The organism is Labrys miyagiensis (assembly GCF_030160835.1).
Classification (GTDB): Bacteria; Pseudomonadota; Alphaproteobacteria; order Rhizobiales; family Labraceae; genus Labrys; species Labrys miyagiensis.
This window is the reverse complement of the sequence record NZ_BSPC01000052.1, coordinates 47,744-63,729: the sequence shown is the minus strand read 5'-3', so window position 1 is coordinate 63,729 and position 15,986 is coordinate 47,744. Positions and strand designations below refer to the sequence as shown.

The 15,986-nt window shown below is 61.3% G+C and carries 11 protein-coding genes; 5 read left to right on the top strand and 6 right to left on the bottom strand.

Annotation, left to right across the window (positions count from 1 at the left end; genetic code table 11):
* Positions 1-73: 73 nt before the first annotated feature.
* On the top strand, positions 74-646 hold the full coding sequence (locus tag QQL24_RS23105) for a tail fiber domain-containing protein (RefSeq protein WP_284314648.1): 573 nt from the start codon (positions 74-76) through the stop codon (positions 644-646).
* Between the two features lie 167 nt (positions 647-813).
* On the opposite strand, the gene QQL24_RS23100 is transcribed toward QQL24_RS23105, so the two are convergent.
* The 4 genes from QQL24_RS23100 to QQL24_RS23085 form a co-directional block, all read right to left on the bottom strand.
* Entirely contained in the window at positions 814-1,008 is a 195-nt protein-coding gene (locus tag QQL24_RS23100) for a hypothetical protein (protein WP_284314647.1), read from the bottom strand.
* A 65-nt stretch (positions 1,009-1,073) separates the two neighbouring features.
* On the bottom strand, positions 1,074-3,401 hold the full coding sequence (locus tag QQL24_RS23095; protein WP_284314698.1) for a caspase family protein: 2,328 nt from the start codon (positions 3,399-3,401) through the stop codon (positions 1,074-1,076).
* Between the two features lie 196 nt (positions 3,402-3,597).
* The gene (locus QQL24_RS23090) at positions 3,598-4,872 is read right to left on the bottom strand and encodes a type VI secretion system protein TssA (protein ID WP_284314646.1); all 1,275 of its coding nucleotides are present in this window, start codon (positions 4,870-4,872) and stop codon (positions 3,598-3,600) included.
* Between the two features lie 287 nt (positions 4,873-5,159).
* On the bottom strand, positions 5,160-6,527 hold the full coding sequence (locus tag QQL24_RS23085) for a sensor histidine kinase (RefSeq protein ID WP_284314645.1): 1,368 nt from the start codon (positions 6,525-6,527) through the stop codon (positions 5,160-5,162).
* A gap of 266 nt (positions 6,528-6,793) precedes the next feature.
* Here QQL24_RS23085 and QQL24_RS23080 point away from each other — a divergent pair, with 266 nt between their 5' ends.
* The 3 genes from QQL24_RS23080 (at position 6,794) to tagH (ending at position 11,202) form a co-directional block, all read left to right on the top strand.
* Positions 6,794-8,551 (top strand): type VI secretion system Vgr family protein, encoded by a 1,758-nt coding sequence (locus tag QQL24_RS23080; RefSeq protein WP_284314644.1) that lies wholly within the window; start codon positions 6,794-6,796, stop codon positions 8,549-8,551.
* A 731-nt stretch (positions 8,552-9,282) separates the two neighbouring features.
* Complete coding sequence (locus QQL24_RS23075) at positions 9,283-9,834, top strand: DUF6931 family protein (RefSeq protein ID WP_284314643.1); 552 nt, start codon at positions 9,283-9,285, stop codon at positions 9,832-9,834.
* 42 nt (positions 9,835-9,876) lie between these two features.
* Entirely contained in the window at positions 9,877-11,202 is a 1,326-nt protein-coding gene (gene tagH / locus QQL24_RS23070) for a type VI secretion system-associated FHA domain protein TagH (RefSeq protein ID WP_284314642.1), read from the top strand.
* A gap of 127 nt (positions 11,203-11,329) precedes the next feature.
* On the opposite strand, the gene QQL24_RS23065 is transcribed toward tagH, so the two are convergent.
* Positions 11,330-13,771, bottom strand: a complete 2,442-nt coding sequence (locus QQL24_RS23065; RefSeq protein WP_284314641.1) for a M23 family metallopeptidase — start codon at positions 13,769-13,771, stop codon at positions 11,330-11,332.
* Positions 13,772-13,902: 131 nt separating this feature from the next.
* Positions 13,903-14,364, bottom strand: coding sequence for a DUF1036 domain-containing protein (locus QQL24_RS23060; protein WP_284314640.1), 462 nt, complete (start codon positions 14,362-14,364; stop codon positions 13,903-13,905).
* A gap of 277 nt (positions 14,365-14,641) precedes the next feature.
* Here QQL24_RS23060 and tssK point away from each other — a divergent pair, with 277 nt between their 5' ends.
* Positions 14,642-15,976 carry a type VI secretion system baseplate subunit TssK gene (tssK, locus tag QQL24_RS23055; protein ID WP_284314639.1) on the top strand — a complete coding sequence of 445 codons (1,335 nt, stop codon included), beginning with the start codon at positions 14,642-14,644 and terminating at the stop codon, positions 15,974-15,976.
* Positions 15,977-15,986: the final 10 nt, after the last annotated feature.

The window sequence follows — 15,986 nt, the reverse complement described above, 5'->3', positions numbered from 1 at the left end:
ACATCCGGATACGCGGCACTTGTTATAGTCCAACATCGGCCCCTTGGGTGCGGTCAGATTTTAGGAGATATCGATGACGAGCAAGTTCGATCTGCGTCGAGGCCTGTTGCTGGGAGCCTTCGGAAGTGGTTTGGCTGCTGTGCTTGCCAGCTGCGAGTCGGCCTATCGTGGCCCTCAGGTCTTCGAGGAGCCCGTGCCGGAACCGGACTGGAACAGGAGACCTGTTCATCCCCAGCGCCGGGTGATTTACCGCCGTAAGAAGCTGCCATCGGAGGCAGTCCCTGACAGCACGGCCTCCGGACCCACCCCAAGTACCACCGTTTACCCAACTGGCGGCGGCGGCGGCGGTGGAGGCGGCGGCAGCGGTGGCGGTTCAGGTGGCGGAGGGGGGTGGTCCGATCGGCGCCTCAAGACCGATATCCATGCGCTCGGCCACTCTCCCAGCGGCCTGCCGATCTATCAATTCCGCTATGTCTGGGGTGGCCCGATCTATGTGGGCGTCATGGCGCAGGATCTCCTCGAGACCCGGCCCGAGGCCGTTATCGTCACCGACAGCGGCTATCTCATGGTGGACTATGATCTCATCGACGTGAGGATGATGACGCTCGCGAATTACGAGATGTCCGCGTATCAGCTCGGGCACTGAGGACGCTACGATCGTTGCAGCATCGAGCCTGATACGAAATCAGGTTCGATGCTGCAGACGGAGCACGGCTTTGCTGGGCAAGCGCATTGGAAAGCTGAGTGCTGGCCAAGGACTTATTCGTTCCATCTGGATCGGATGAGGCTCAGGCCTTCTAGAGCAAAGCGCGTTTACACGCAAACGCCCATTGCTCTAACTCCTTGTTTTAACGCGTCTTTGCGATTCTTGCCGATACCTTCAAATCGCAAAACGCTATAGGAGACAGACGCATTTTCCGCTCGAGATGGATCGGAAAACATCTTGGCGATCGGGAACTCCCGCATGGTCGCCGCCATCGAAGAACGCCTGCCATAAGCGTCGGCCATTGTTGCCCTCCCCGGTATATCCAGGGAAGGCAAGAAAAAAGGCGTTCCGATGAAATCGCGGTCCGTCAGAACAGGTCGAGGCGTGGATTGCGCTTCTGCCAGGCTTTTCGAGCAAGAAGCACAAGCGTGTCGTCGATATCGGCGGACGGCGTCACGGCGTCGCTTCCCAGCTCGCTGTTCAGCTTCTCGACGGTCTTCTTCTTCTCGGCCAGCGGCAAGGCGCGAAGACCGTCTGCTTCCTCCTTATGCTCCCCATAGGCATCCATGGCGACGGCGAGGCTGGAATACCATACGGCCTTCTCCAGATCCCGCTGAGCCTTGGGGCCCTTCGAATAGATCCACGCCAGATTCGAGGCTGCAAAATAATCGCCACGCTCCGCGCCGATCTGATACCAGTTCATCGCGGTCGCCAGATCCTTCTTGACGCCGTCACCCTTGAAATACATCGCACCGATATTGGTGGGCGCGCTGGGGTGGCCGCCATCCGAAGCCTTTTTGAAGAGCTCCATTGCGGTTGCCGGGTTGCGCGTCACGCCCTTTCCCTCCAGATAGACGATGCCCATGTTGCGCATGGCATAAATGTCGTTGCGCGCCAACGCGGCTTCATAGAACTTGATGCCGCGCTTCGGATCGGCGGGCAGGCTCTGGCCATAGTAATACATGGCGCCGACCTCATTCATGGCATAGGTGTGCCCGAGCTCGACGGCCCGGTTCAGCAGCTTGACGCCATCGTCGACGGATTTGGGTACCCCACGGCCCTTCGCCAGATTGCGGCCATAGGCCAGCATGGCATAGGGATCGCCACGGTCCGATCCCATCTTGAACAGCCGGTTGGCCTCGACCACATCCTGGGGGCGCCCGAGGCCGCGTTCCGCCAGATAGCCCAACTCGTAATAGGCGCGCGTATACCCGACATCCGACGCAGCATTGAACTGTTCGATCGCCCCGGCCACGTCCTTGTCGGCCAGTTTGGCGCGTCCGAGTTCGTATTTATAGCGTGTGACCTCGGGAAACTTCGCGACGGCCTCGCCGCAGGCGGCAAGGGCCGGCAGGGGATCGATCTCGTTCGGCAGTTTCCCGGCGGTCACGCCTTGCGGATCGAGCGGTTCGCCCGCCTGCTCATCGCAGGCAGGCACGAAGGATTCGATCTTGCCGCTGACGACCTGGCCATTGCCGCCGGGCTGTTCGACCTTGAGCTGAACGCTCTGGACCTTGCCTTCCGAGCCGATGGAGGGCTCGAACGTCACGGCGCGAATGGCGTTCTGATCGACCACGTCGCCCTCGGCCAGAGCCTTGCCGTTGAGGTACATGGTGCCAAGGCTTGGCGCCGCCGCGATCTGGATCTGCGCCCCTGTCGCGGCGCGAACAAGCGGCAAGTCACCCAGCATGGCCACCTGGCCGACGCCGATCGGCACGCGACGCGGCGTGTTCAAGGTTTCACCCAGTAGGGCGGCCACCTGCACCGGCGCCTCCTGGGGCGGCGCCGCATTGCCCTGGTCCTGCCTTGGAGCCGGGCCGATCTTGACGGCTGCGGTCATGGCAGTCTGAACCGGCGCGGCCGCAGCGATGCGGATCGCCGGTTTGGCCAGGTAGACGGGTTGGGCCAGCGTATCGACCGACCAGGGGCGCTGGCGCTCCTCGGTCGCGTCCCACACGTCCTGCGTCACCTTGTCGAGCGCCTTCTGCACGTCGACGCCCAGCGTGAAAGAATATTTGAGCATGGACGCGGTGAACGGAGACTTGTCGCCCGTGCCATCCTCGGCGACGGCTCCCGGCTGGGTCGAATAGGCGATGAGGCTGCTGGGCACGCTGGCCGGTGGCGCCAGGCCGACGCCGGCCACCGCCATCTGCTTTTCGGGGCCGACCAGGAACGAGCGCGACTGGAACGGATTGGTGCGGCAGGAATCCAGATAGACCAGCTGCGTCTTGGAGTTCTGCTGCATATAGGCGACGATCGTCTTGACGTTGATCGTCTCGACCTCCAGGTCGGCCGGATCCTTCAGCTTCGCATCGATCGGGATGATGCGGTTGTCACCCCCGACCTGAATGCCGTGGCCGGAATAGTAGAACACGCTGAGCTCGGACCCCGGCAGCGATCGGATGAAGCGCTGGAGGGCCTTGTCGAAGTCGTTGCGATCGAGGTCGAGCGCCGACACCACTTCGAAGCCCTGACGCTTCAAGGCCGCCGCAACGGCCTGCGCGTCGTTGTCAGGATTGTTGAGCGGCGGAACCACCGCATAATGGCTGTTTCCGACGACAAAGGCGACGCGACGCTCGGCCGCCTTGGCGCTTGCCGGCAAGGCAAGCATCGCTGCCGCGAGCGCTGCGACGGGCAGGGCAGCCTTCCAGGTAAGGCAATGCCGAATACCCGGGTCTCGATTTGAGGTAAGCATCTCCACTAACGCCTCCTGAAATACTTTGGATCGCATTGTACCAGTTTTAGAAACAATTTCTCACCCCTCTCGCGATAGTGATCTCAACACCATACTCGAAAGCATAGATGAGAAATTACGGGCACCTTACTTAGATCCCCGAGCATCTCGCTCGTTAATCTCAATTCATCGCCCCGACGACTCACGACTTGTCGTTCTACTTCTCATCTTTGCGTGATATTTCCGTGAGAAGAGCATTGAAGTCCTTGGCGACGAAGTTTCTCGCCTTTTCGATCAGCATGGGAATCGGGCTCGAAGGCTCGATGTTGTTGTAGAAGATCTCAACCTGGCGCATCAGTGCCGTGGCCTCTGCACGCGAGGCGACGGTATAGCTGCGCGCCTCGGCCTCCCCCTCCGCCGGCTTGCCTTCGTCGGCTGCGAGCGCCGAAAGCTGAGCGAAATTCAGGGCGAAGGGTGCGGCGCCCCCGATCTGGACCTTGGCCTTCTCGACCAGGCCGGGCGCCAGGATCTTCATAACTTCGACAAAGGATTTGCCGACGAGCTGGTGCGCCTGCTTGACCAGCAGCCTGGCCAGGCTCGAGGGTTCATGAGCAGCATAATAAGCGAGGATTGCGGCCAGCGCATTCGAGGCCTCCTTCACGGAGGCGACATCGCGCGGCCCGGAGGGCGGCGATGCAGCGGTTGCAGTGCTTTCCTCCGTGCTTGCTTCTTCATCACCGGGCTCGGTCTCCGCGAGACCAGGCTGCCGCGTCGCGACGATATCGCCGACATAGGCGCGGATCGAGCGAACGAGGTCCGGCAGCTGCTCGAATTGCGGGGCAGTCTGGTGATCGGCCTTGTCGATGAAGAGCTGGCGCAGGCTATCGAGGCTGGCCAGGATCGTTTGCAGACTGGCTTGCAGGTCCACAAGCTGCTGCAGGGGCTCAAGACGCAGAAAGGCATCCTTGATGCCTGACGGATCGACAACCGCCTCCCCGTCGCGGGCGGGCAGCTTCTTCTCCCCGACCAGGATCGAGCGCATGGACAGTGCACCCAATCGCTTGTCGTTGATGAGGGTGGCGCTCTGCAACGGCAAGACCACCGTCGGAAGGTCGTCCAGCGATTTCAGGAAGGCGGATCTCAGCTCCGCTCCGCCGGCGGCCTCCGTCGGATGGCAATGCTCCCACTGCGCCGACAGCAACGCATTCATGGCCGTGATTGCGTCGATGAAACCCGGCAGATCATCCGACAGGATATGATATTTCGCGGCCAGGATGAGGTATCTCACATCGCGCGATTTCTTGAGATAATCTCCCAAGGCCGAAAGCGTTTGCTTGGCTTCGAACGATTTCTTGTTGAAGGAGCGATAACTCGCCGGCAGCTGGCCTTCGGCAACGCTCAGAAAATTCTGCGCCTCCGGATCGCCATCCGGATCGGGTCCACAGGGCAAGTCGGCTGAAATCTGGTCTTCGACGCCGGCATAGACAGCCATTTTGGTCTACCTGTTGGTTCCCACTTGAGCAAAATGCGTTCAGGTAGGAGCGGATTTCGAAATTAACCTACTGGTATCAAAAGAATTTTGCGATTCTTGGTGCTTCGATCCGAAAGCAAAACGCTCCAGAGCAAAATGCGTTCAGGTGGCGTTGTGCTCTAACTCTTTGTTTCGACGCGTCGTTGCGTTCCTGCCGATGCCGCCATGTCGCAAGACGCCACGGGAAATGATGATGATCCAGGCCGGTGCCCGCAACCCCCTATATGGAGGAGCCACCATACGACACTTCACAGATCAGCCGCGTGACCCGCTTCCAGGTTCAGCCCCTGCCTGCGGACCAAGGGCAGCCAAAGAATGGTTGTGGTCCCCTCGCCCGGCTTGCTCAGGACATCCAGCTTGCCGCCAAGCGCCTCGGCACGTTGGGCCATGTTTCTGCGGCCGCGGCCCATCACCGGGGCTTCGGCATTGAAACCGCTGCCATTGTCGGCAACCTCGACACGAAGGCCCGGCCTTCCCATGAGGAGCGCCATCTTGCATTTGAAGCTGAGCTGGGTCGCCTTGCTGTGGCCCATCGTATTGCTGATCGACTCCTGCAGGATGCGCAGCACATGCAGCGCGCTCGGTGCGTCGAGCCACTCGAGCTCCGGCACGTCCTCGACCATCCACTTGATGCCGATTCCGGATTTGCGCAATTCCGGCTCGTATCGATAGCGAAAGCTCGCCAGAAGCGTCGCGACATTGCCCTCCACCGGTTCGAGGGAGTCGATCGCAACACGCAGGTCGGTCAAGGCGCCCTTCAAGGCAACCACCGCGGTGGTGCTCTCCTTCCCCTGCCGCTCGGCCGAAGCCAGCGCCGCAACCAGGCTCGATCCGATGCCGTCATGGATCTCGCGCATGAGGCGCTCCCGCTCCAGCTTGACGGCATGGGCGACCTCCAGCGAATGACGCGCGCTTTCGCTGGCCAGCAGATTGGCCTTGGTGGTCTCGATGCGTTGGCCCAGTGCCTCGTTGAGCTTCTCCCGCGCCTCGGCCGTGGCCAACATATGGTGCAGGATGAGGAAGCCGCTGAAGCCCAGCAAGAGCACGCCCCCATAGGGCGAGAGCAGCAATGCGATGCCGGGCCAGATCTTCTCAGCGAACAGATCGACGGCGGTCGCGCAAAGGCCGAGCGCGTAGATCGAGACCAGAACGAGCTTTTCGAGCGGGCTGATCCGCGCCCCTGCCCTGGTCGCGAGAAAGCCGAGCATCAGCAGCGACACGCATACGCTTGCAAGAGCCACCACCCGCGTGATTTCCAGGCCATGTAACAGGGTTGCAGCTGCGCCGAGTACCAGGGAGGCCAGCGCTACCATTATGACCAGGGGCTGCGGTACGGCCACGCCAAGGAAGCTCGCCGCCAGGCCCAAGGTGGCAAAGAGCAGCGGATAGAGCAGGGCAGACTGGCCAACCGCAAAATCGAAGGGCCAGGCTTCGACAAAAGCCAGGCCATCCAGATTGAACAGAAACCAGGCCAGACCCGCGAATGAAAGCCAGGCCAGGACGGTCTCGTTTTTTCGCAGGAGCCAGCCCATCAAGGCAATGACGGCGATGACGGCAAGGGTATCGGTGGCGAACAGGTGACCCAACTGCCTGAAGCCTTCCGCAACCGGGCTCATCACACCATCCTCAAAGCAAAACCGCGACCCGACCTGATCTCCGCCCAACCAGAACCCTCGATGCAGAGCCAGAATAAGAATAGCAAGAATGTAGAACCGCGCCAGCCCGCCGCCTGAGGAACTATGGCGGAGGACACCCCCTAAATGTGGGAAGCGACAATGCGCTTGTGCGGTAGACGCTGAACTCGAAGAGAGCTAGCCTTCATTGGCCGACCGTGGCTGAACGAGGGCATGCTGTGGCACAAATATTCGCTCAAGACACGCGAATGGGATCTTTCACGAGCAGTCTTGGCAAGGACAAGCTCGTCGTCTCCCGTTTCGAAGGTTCGGAGGCCCTCAGTGAACTTTTCGAGTATCGCCTCGAAGTGGTCAGCGACGACAACGATGTCGACTTCGACAAGATTCTCGGAACCAAATGCGGCCTGCAAATCCAGTCGCACCACGAGGGCGTTACGCGCAACTTCAGCGGCGTGCTGGTGGAGGCGCAGTGGATCGGCAGGGATCAGGACCTGCGCTACTATCGCTTGGTCCTGCGCCCGTGGTTCTGGCTTTTGACCAGGACCACCAATTGCAAGATCTACAGCCATAAGACCGTACCGGACATCCTCAGCGAGGTGCTGGGCAACCGCGGCTTCGTCCAGTTCGAGAAGCGCTTGTCGGAGAGCTATCCCGAGCTTGAATATTGCGTGCAGTATCGCGAGAGCGATTTTGCCTTCATGTCGCGGCTCATGGAGGAATACGGCATCTACTACTATTTCGAGCACAGCGACTCCGACCACAAGCTCATCCTGGTGGATTCGAGCTCGGCGCATCAGCCCAAGCTCGGCGGCGCGGCGCTGGAATTCTCGGCCGTAGGCCTCGACAACATCACCGCCAAGGACAGGCTGAACGAATGGGCGGAAGGCCGGCACCTGCGCTCCGGCAAGGTCACGCTCGAGGATTACGACTACGAGAAGCCCAGCACCGATTTGCTGGCGGAAAAGGCGGCCAGCGCCAAATACCAGCACGGCGACCTCGAGCTCTACGATTATCCCGGCCGCTACACGGAGAAGGGCGACGGCAACACGCTTGCCAATGTCCGGCTGGAAGCAGAGCAGGCCATCGACAAACGCGTCATTGCCGGCGGCGATGCCGTGACGTGCTGCCCGGGTTTCACCATGACGCTGGACGGAACCCCGCCGGCCAGCAAGGGCACCAAATATCTGATCCTGCGCGCCAATCATCTGTTCCGGTCGCAGGCCTATCGTTCGGCCAATGCTTCGGGCGACGAGGGATATTCCGGCAACTACGAGTTCCAGCCGATCGATATTCCTTTCCGGGCGCCGGCGACGACGCGAAAGCCGGTCATCTACGGGCCGCAGACTGCCAAGGTGGTGAGCGACGTGGACGATCAGTGCCGCATCGAGGTCCAGTTCTACTGGGACCGCGACAAGGTCCAGTCGCGCTATGTGCGCATAGCCCAGAGCTGGGCCGGAAATGGCTGGGGCGATGTCAAGATTCCGCGCATCGACATGGAAGTGGTAGTCGAATATCTGGAGGGAGACCCCGACCACCCCCTGGTGACGGGCAGTGTCTACAATGCGGAGAATGTCGCGCCCTACGTGAAGGACAAGCTCAACGCCGTATCGGGCACCAAGACCCAGACACTCAAGGGATCGGGCTACAACGAGCTGATCATGGACGACACGAGCGGAGACGAGCTGATCCGCTTCCACGCGCAGCACGATCTCGAAGGCAAGGTCGAGAACGACGAGCGGCGCGACATCGGGCAGAACGTCAAGGTCACCATCGGCAACAGCCGCGACGAAAGCATCATGTCGACCTGGACGGTGAAGGCCAATGAAAAGATCGAATTCACCGTGGGCAACAGCACTTTCACCATGGACCCGGTCAGCATAAAGCTCAAGTCGACGATGATCACCTTGCAGGCCGATGCCTTGGTCCAGATACAGTCGAACGCAATCGGCCAGGTGACGGCCAGCGCGCCACTCATCATCCAGGGCGCTTTGGTCCTCATCAACTAGAGCAAAACGCGTTTAAGCGTAAACGCTTCTTTTCTCTAACTCTCTGTTTCGACGCGTCTTTGCGATTCTTGCCGATTCCATCAAATCGCAAAACGCTTTAGAGCAAAGCACCTTCTGTCTGCATCGGCCGGCGGGCGAATGTATAGGCGTCATTCCCAGCGATCCCGCCGCAGCGACCAATTATGTAAACCTTGGTAAGGGAATTTTTGAAGCTCCTGCCTTTCGCATCGAATTCGTTGATCTTGGTCATATTGTCTAGGCCAAGCCATCTCAACGCTTTGTACATGCGTCACTGAACAAAGAGCACGTCATCGACGTAATTCGTGCCGTTAAGGCCCACGGTCCCGTCGAGGTTCCAATAGAACAGTTTGGTCCCGTCCCTCACTTCTGCGAATACTGGATACATTGTTGGATTCCCATGAGTCCGAACAATGGTACAGTGGCGGGCGCAAAGGCGGCCGGTGAGCTTCGAACGAGAGTCGGAACCTCCAAGTATCGACCAGACTTTACCGATCTGCCGGACAAGCACGAAGGGGTGTTCGACCGCGGCCGCCGACGCGATGATAGAGACCAACTGCGTCAGAACCGGTTCAGAATGCAACAGAAACGCTGCGACGCATTTTTGGTTGGACGAAATCACCATAAATTGCAAAAATGCGTTTAAACAAAGAGTTAGAGCAGAAAATGTTTCGATCTGAACGCAGTTTGCCTGAGCGGTCGAAGGAGACGAGATGAAGCATCTTCGGTTCTCGACGGCGCGACAAGTGATCGACGCCTTCCCGAACCTGCGTGGCGAGTTTTCCGGCAACCTCGAACTTGACCCCTTCGCGTTCATTGACAGTTTGATAGCGCAAGGAAGCGTGCGGAAGGCGATGGCATTTTGTGCCTTTGTGCTGCCGCGTCGCGAGGCGGTTCAGTGGTTGTGCCTGGCGCTGCGCCAGCAGGCACCGCAGCCGAACGGGGCCGACGCGGCTCTGCTGCGGCTGGCCGAGGAATGGCTGAAGGCGCCCATGGAGGCGACCCGCCGCGCGGCGCTCGACGGCGGCATGGAGGATCCGCTCAAGGGGGCCAGCGCCTGGGCCGCGCTGGCGGCGGGCTGGAGCGGCGGCAATCTGTCGCCCAATACCGAACAGCCTGTCCCCCCGCCGCCGCACCTAACGGGCCATGCCGTGAATGTCGGGCTGACCCTGCTCATCGCCAGCCTGCCCCTGGCGAAGCAGCCCGACAAGATGGAAGAACTGGTTGGTGATGCCGTGGCGCTCCTGCGCCGCGGCAGCGCCTGATTGATTTTCGATAGTTTGTTTAAGTAGGACTCTGCAACGCCAATGCTGACGCTCAGGATCGAGAACTATGATCGCCTGCCCGACGGCGGGCCGTTGGAGTTCACGATCGACAAGCGCGGTTTCGATTTCGGGCGTGACCAGCATCTCGACTGGACACTGCCCGACCGAAACAAGGTGATATCCGGCAAGCATTGCGAAGTTCGCTTCTACGACGGCGCTTATTGGCTGACCGATACGTCGACGAACGGCACCTTCCTCAATGGTGCCGGCAAGCGCCTGCAAAGCCCCTACCGCCTGGCTGACGGCGACAGGCTATCGGTCGGCGACTATGTGCTGGCCGTATCCGTCAAGCTTGCGCAGCCCCCTCCGCCGCTCGCGCAGCCGGTTCCCCCCTCCTTCGTCCAGAGCCCAAGCCTGCCTTCGGGCTCTGGCATCTGGGACAGCCCGCGTGAGCCGCCCCCTCCCATCGATGCCCGCGAACTCTTGCCGCCGTTGCGGGAAGCCGAGCAAGGGCCGGATTTCCTGCATCAGGCAGCCTATGTGCCGCCGCCTTTCGAGAAGCCAGAAGCGATACGCAAGCCGACGCCCGCCTTTCCCACGCCGCTGCCGGCCAACAGCCCCTGGGGAAGCGATGACGACCTGTCGGCCCCGCCGTCCAGGGCCGAGCCGCCTGCGAACGAGGCACCGGTGCCGGCGTTCATTCCCAGGGATCCGATCGATGCACCGAAGCCGGCCATGGCGCGGAACACGCCGGCGCCCTCGCCTTCGGCAGAGGTTGGATCAAGCGAGTTCATTCGCCGGTTTGCAGCCGGCGCCGGAATCCCCGAGGGCCTCCTCACGGGTGCCGATGCCGGCGATGTGGCCGAGGACGCCGGACGGCTCCTGAACCTCGCCTGCCTGCACATCATGGCGATGCTGCGCGCACGGGCCGAGGCCAAGGCCCTGTCGCGCAGCGGCAACCGCACAATGATCAGTGCCGACGACAACAATCCCCTGAAATTCATGCCAACGCCCGAGGAGGCCCTGCGGGTGATGCTTGGTCCGAAGACCCGCGGCTATCTCGACGCCAGGGCGGCGCTCGAGAACGCCTTCGGGGACCTCAAGATGCACCAAGTCGCCTTCCTAGCGTCGATGCAGGCGGCTCTCACGGAACTCTTCGACGAATTGTCGCCCGAGGCGATCAAGAGCGCGGGGGATGCCAAGAAATCCCTGTTGTCCTCCGGCAAGAGCCGATATTGGGATCTCTACACCGAACGCTGGCTCGCCAGGGTGGGCCGCCGCGAGCATGGCATGCTCGGCGCCTTCCTCGATCTCTACGCCGAGCAATATGACAAACTGAGCGCAGCCACGCGCAACAGGCATTCATAGAGCAAAGCGCCTTTAAGCGTAAACGCTGCATTGCTCTAACTCTTTGGTTCGACGCGTTTTTGCGATTCTTGCCGATTCCGTCAAATCGTAAAACGCTTTAGACGAGGGCGCATCCGCTGCTCGATGGCTATTGTAGCAAAGCCGTCACGCCCGTCTTGAGCGCGGCGAAGACGGGATCGCTGGCGAACTTCGCCAGAGGTTCGTTGTTGGCCGTGGCGGTGCCAGTCCCTGAATCCTGGGACGGTGCCGAGCCGCCGGATGGCGCGGCGCCCATCTTCTTGGCGGCCCACGAGATCAGATAGCCGATGGTTTTTCCCGCCTCGAAGGGATTGGCACGCACATGCGCGGCGCCGAACACGTCCGAAATCAGAAGACTCGGCTGGCTGCCCAGCACTTTCACCGCACCGCCGACACCGAGAAAATGGGCCAGATACAAATTGCCGGGGGTGACGGTATGACCGGCCTGCCGGACAACAGCAGCATTGTCACGCGTAAAGGCGGCTGTCATCGCCCGCGAGAGATCGCAATTGGTACGCATCGCCAGCACCTCCTGGCGGGTGTGGCCGACGAGCAAGTCCGGACGATGGAGCTTGATCGTCGTCATCCAGGTGGATTCGATGAACTGGCCGAGCCCAACCGCCGTCGAGAGCGGGTTGCTGGCATTGCATCTGTTGGCGCTTTCAATATGGATGATCTGGCCGACGAACTGGTCGACCGCATTGTTGGTGCCGGTACTGGGCTGCGCTTCTGTGACGGGATCGACCGCCTGGCCATTCTGGCGGACCTCGAAATGCAGGCGCGGTTCGCGGCTCGTGGCTGGCGTACCGACATAGCCGATGACCTGCCCGGCCTTTACCGCGCTGCCGACGGCCAACCCCGTCTCCACACGCGACAGATAGCCGTACATGGAGGTCTTGCCGCCGTCATGCGACAGCCGCACGACCGTTCCGAATTCGCTCTCGTTTCCGATCGCGGTGACCTGGCCGTCGAATGCCGCCACCACGGGTGAACCGATGGGAGCCGTCCAATCCATGCCGTAGTTCGTGTTGTCCCCGGCGGCTGCGCCGTTCGAGTCTTGCGACCCAAACTTTGCGACGATCACGCCGCTGACGGGGGTGACCATGCTGTTGTCCGGGACGCTGGCCTGCCCGCCAGACGACACGCATTGATATTGCGCGCCCGGTTGCGATTGCATCACGTAGCAGTCGAGGCTTTCCGCTTGCTTCCGATTGATTTTCACGAAGACGATACGCCCCAGGCCCTGTTTCGTGTCGCGGGGCGCCGGGGAATAGATGATCGTGATGGTATCGCCCTCCTGTACGTTCTGCTCGAGATCCTGCGCCCGCGACAACAGCATGATCGTTTCGCCAATCACCGGCGTGGGCAGCCGGTTGCGAAGCGCGGCGAGATAGATCGCATCGAGCAAGCGGGGCTGGTCTTCCGGATTGACCTTCAAGGGCATCAGCGGCGCGGCAAAGGGATCGCGCTGGGACCAGGGATCGTCGGATTCGGTATAGGTGCCGGCTTCGCTGAGGGCGATGGAGCCGACCAGGTCGTTCTTGCTGTAGACTGAAACCTGCACGGGCTGGAGGTGATTGGGATCGCTATCCATCGGCACCGCGCGCACCGCGTAGCGATCGCCGCTCTGCAGGGTCTGGCCGCTGTAGAACGAACCGAAGGCCGCTCCCGCCGTGATTGCCTGCTGGGCGTCGAGCCCGAGACCCTTGAGAGCGTCCGACAGGTTGATCGACGCCTTGGCCGTCTGGGCGAAATTCGCCACGCGATCGCCGGGGCCAGGGCCCGACGCGTCAACCGTCGAGGAGCCCACGGCGCCGTCCGTCCCACCCCCATTGCCTGTATCGTCGCTGGAAGCTCGCTGAAGCGCGTCCTGCGCGACGGCGATGTCGTCCTGCGAACCCAGGAGGGCGAGCTGCGCCTTGGGGGTCGGTGCATCGAGCACATCGCTCAGCCGGAAGACATCACCCTTGATGCCCAGATCGCCCGCCGCCTTGCGTTGCGTATCGCTCGCCAGCTTCAAGAGCACACGCGGCGCGCTGGCGAGTTGCGGGATGATCACCGGATCGCCGCTCAGGTCGAAGATGCGCGGCTTGGTCGCGTCCCTGATCAGCTTGGCGTCCTCGTCCTCGCTGCCCTCGGACGGAACCGCGACCAGGTTGGCCTGGAGGTCGCTGTCGGACACCGCGGCCTGCTGCTGATTTCGACCGGGCGAGAAAATGTAGATGCTCGTCAAGGCCGATCCGAAACCAAGGAACAGCAAGGCCACCAGCATCGCACCATAGACCGGAACGCTTGCCCTGCGTTGGGCTGGTGTGGCCGGCTTTTGGACGGGCTTTTCATCCGGCTTGGCCTTGCCCTTCGCTGGTGCAGCGGCCTTCCCGGCCGACCTCGCGGCCTTTCCGAGATCGCGCCCCGCAGCCGGCCGGACAGGCACGATGATGGTGGCGTTGCTGTCTTCCGGGGACGGGTCGGCCTTCGGCTGCGCCGCCTGGTTCTCACCATCGGCCGGCTTGGGATTGGTCTGCCCTACGATGACAGTCTTCTCGTCCATGGCCAGGAAATGGTCTCCGGGAATTTTTCGCTAAAGCGCTTTATGATCCGAGGGAATCGTCAAGTCTCGCAAAGACACGCCGAAGCAAAGAGTTCGAGCAATGCAGCGTTTACGCTTAAGCGCGCTTTGCCCTAGGGTGTCGTGCCGCGTATGAACACCGTCCATGAGCTGGCATTGCCGGTGTCGATCTCCTTGAACTTGACCTGCTGGAAGCCGTGTACCCAGCAATCCCACGGCTGGCCCTGAGTCTTCTCGATCTCGAAGCGCTTGGTATCGACACACATCTCCGAACCGCCCTCGAACGCGCTGTCTCCGGTCGCAGTCATCGCGTAGACATAAACATACTCGGCCTCCAGATCCTCCTTGATAGGGGTGACGCAGGTGCTGGCCGGCAGCGTCCACCAGCCCTGAGTCTTGAACGTCTGGTTCACTTGGGCACCAACGGCGACATTGTACAATGTCACCGATTGGTTGCACACCTTGAGCGCCGCGTGAGCCTCGTTGCGCTGGACAAGAAACAAGGCAAACAGCACCGTGGCAAAGCCAAGCGTGCGCCAATGCCAGTATCCAGGAAACAGGATCAAGCGCGTCAATCTACTGCACCGTGTGACCAGGGAAATTGGTATCCGCAGCGCCCGCTTCTGTCTACCTCTCAATGGGGGAGGAATAAGCCAGACACTTCTTCTAACCTGCGAAGGTCGGTCGGGTGTAAAATGGCGAACAGCTTGACTTCCTCAGGTCCTGTGGCAGAGTTTGGAACGAGCCGTGAGAATTCGCTCGGGCAACGGCCGATAGCTTTTTTGGTGAGGCCTTGCGATACGTTTGCCAGGCTTGGCAATCCCACATCCAGATCCTTCGGGCGGCTCGCAAATGTCCTGGTATAGCAAAGTCGCTTGGTCAGAGGGCCTGTTCCTCCGACCGCATCACTTGCAGCAGGGCGACCGCTATCTCGAGCATTTGCTCGAGAGCCGCACCAGCCAGATCACGCCCTATCCCTGGGGATTCAGCGAGGTCGAGATCGACCGCGATCTGGCGCAGCAAAGCAAGTTCGGCTTGCGCCGCGCCGCCGGAATCCTGCCGGATGGAACCCCATTCCGCTTTCCGGGCGACTGCCCGCCGCCACCTCCTGCCGCCGTGCCCGAGAACGCCGCCGGGCTCTTCGTCTGGCTGTGCATGCCGATGGCCCAACCCAACAGCCGCGAGGTCGATGAACCGGAGTCGGAAAGCGGCAGCCGCTATGTGGTCAATTCGGAGACCCTGATCGATGCCGCGTCCGCGATGCAGATCGAGGAAGAGATCGATATCGCGGTGCCGCGCTTCAGCTATGAGATCCGCAGGACGGCAAAGCCGGGCTTCGTCAATATGCTCTGCGCCCGGATCATCGAGGTCAACGACAAGACCATCGTCTTCGACGAGCGCTTTGCGCCACCCGTCCTGGTGGTCGCCGCGCATGCCGCCGTCACCGGCTGGCTCGACCGCGTGATCGGCTGGGTGGAGACCAAGCTCGACGAACTGGCGCGCTACGCCTCGGACCCGCGCTCCGGCAGCGGCATGCAGAGCGTGGATTATTTCGTTCTGCAAATGCTGAACCGCGAAATCCCGGCCTTGCGGCACATGCGGCGCTCGAAATACACCCATCCCGAGCGGCTCTATCTCGAACTGCTGCGCCTGGCTGGCGAATTGGCCACCTACTCCACTCGCGAGCGGCGCGCCAATGAATACCCGGCCTATGACCACGACAATCCCGGCGGCACCTTCGCGCCGGTTTTGGCCGACATCCAGCGCTTCCTCAGCGTCGACATCAGCCGCGCCATCCGCCTCGAAATCGTCGAAAAGGCAACGAACGCCTTTCTGGCGACGGTCACCGACCGCAATCTGTTCCGGGCCTCGACCTTCATCCTCGAAGTGGCGGCGCAGCGCTCGCTCACCGAACTGCAGACGCAGTTTCCCGCTCTCTTCAAGGTCGGCCCCAATACGCGCATGAACGAGATCGTGCAGGCACACCTTCCCGGCATCGCGCTCATTCATCTGCCGACACCGCCGGCGCAAATCCGGGCGATCACCAGCCACGTCTATTTCGCGCTCGACCGCATGTCGCCGCTCTGGCCCGAATTCAGCACGGCAAGTGGCATCGGCATGCACTTCTCGGGCGACTGGCCCGGGCTTGAGCTCAATCTGTGGGTCGTCAAGGAAGACGTGAAATAGGATGTGGGCC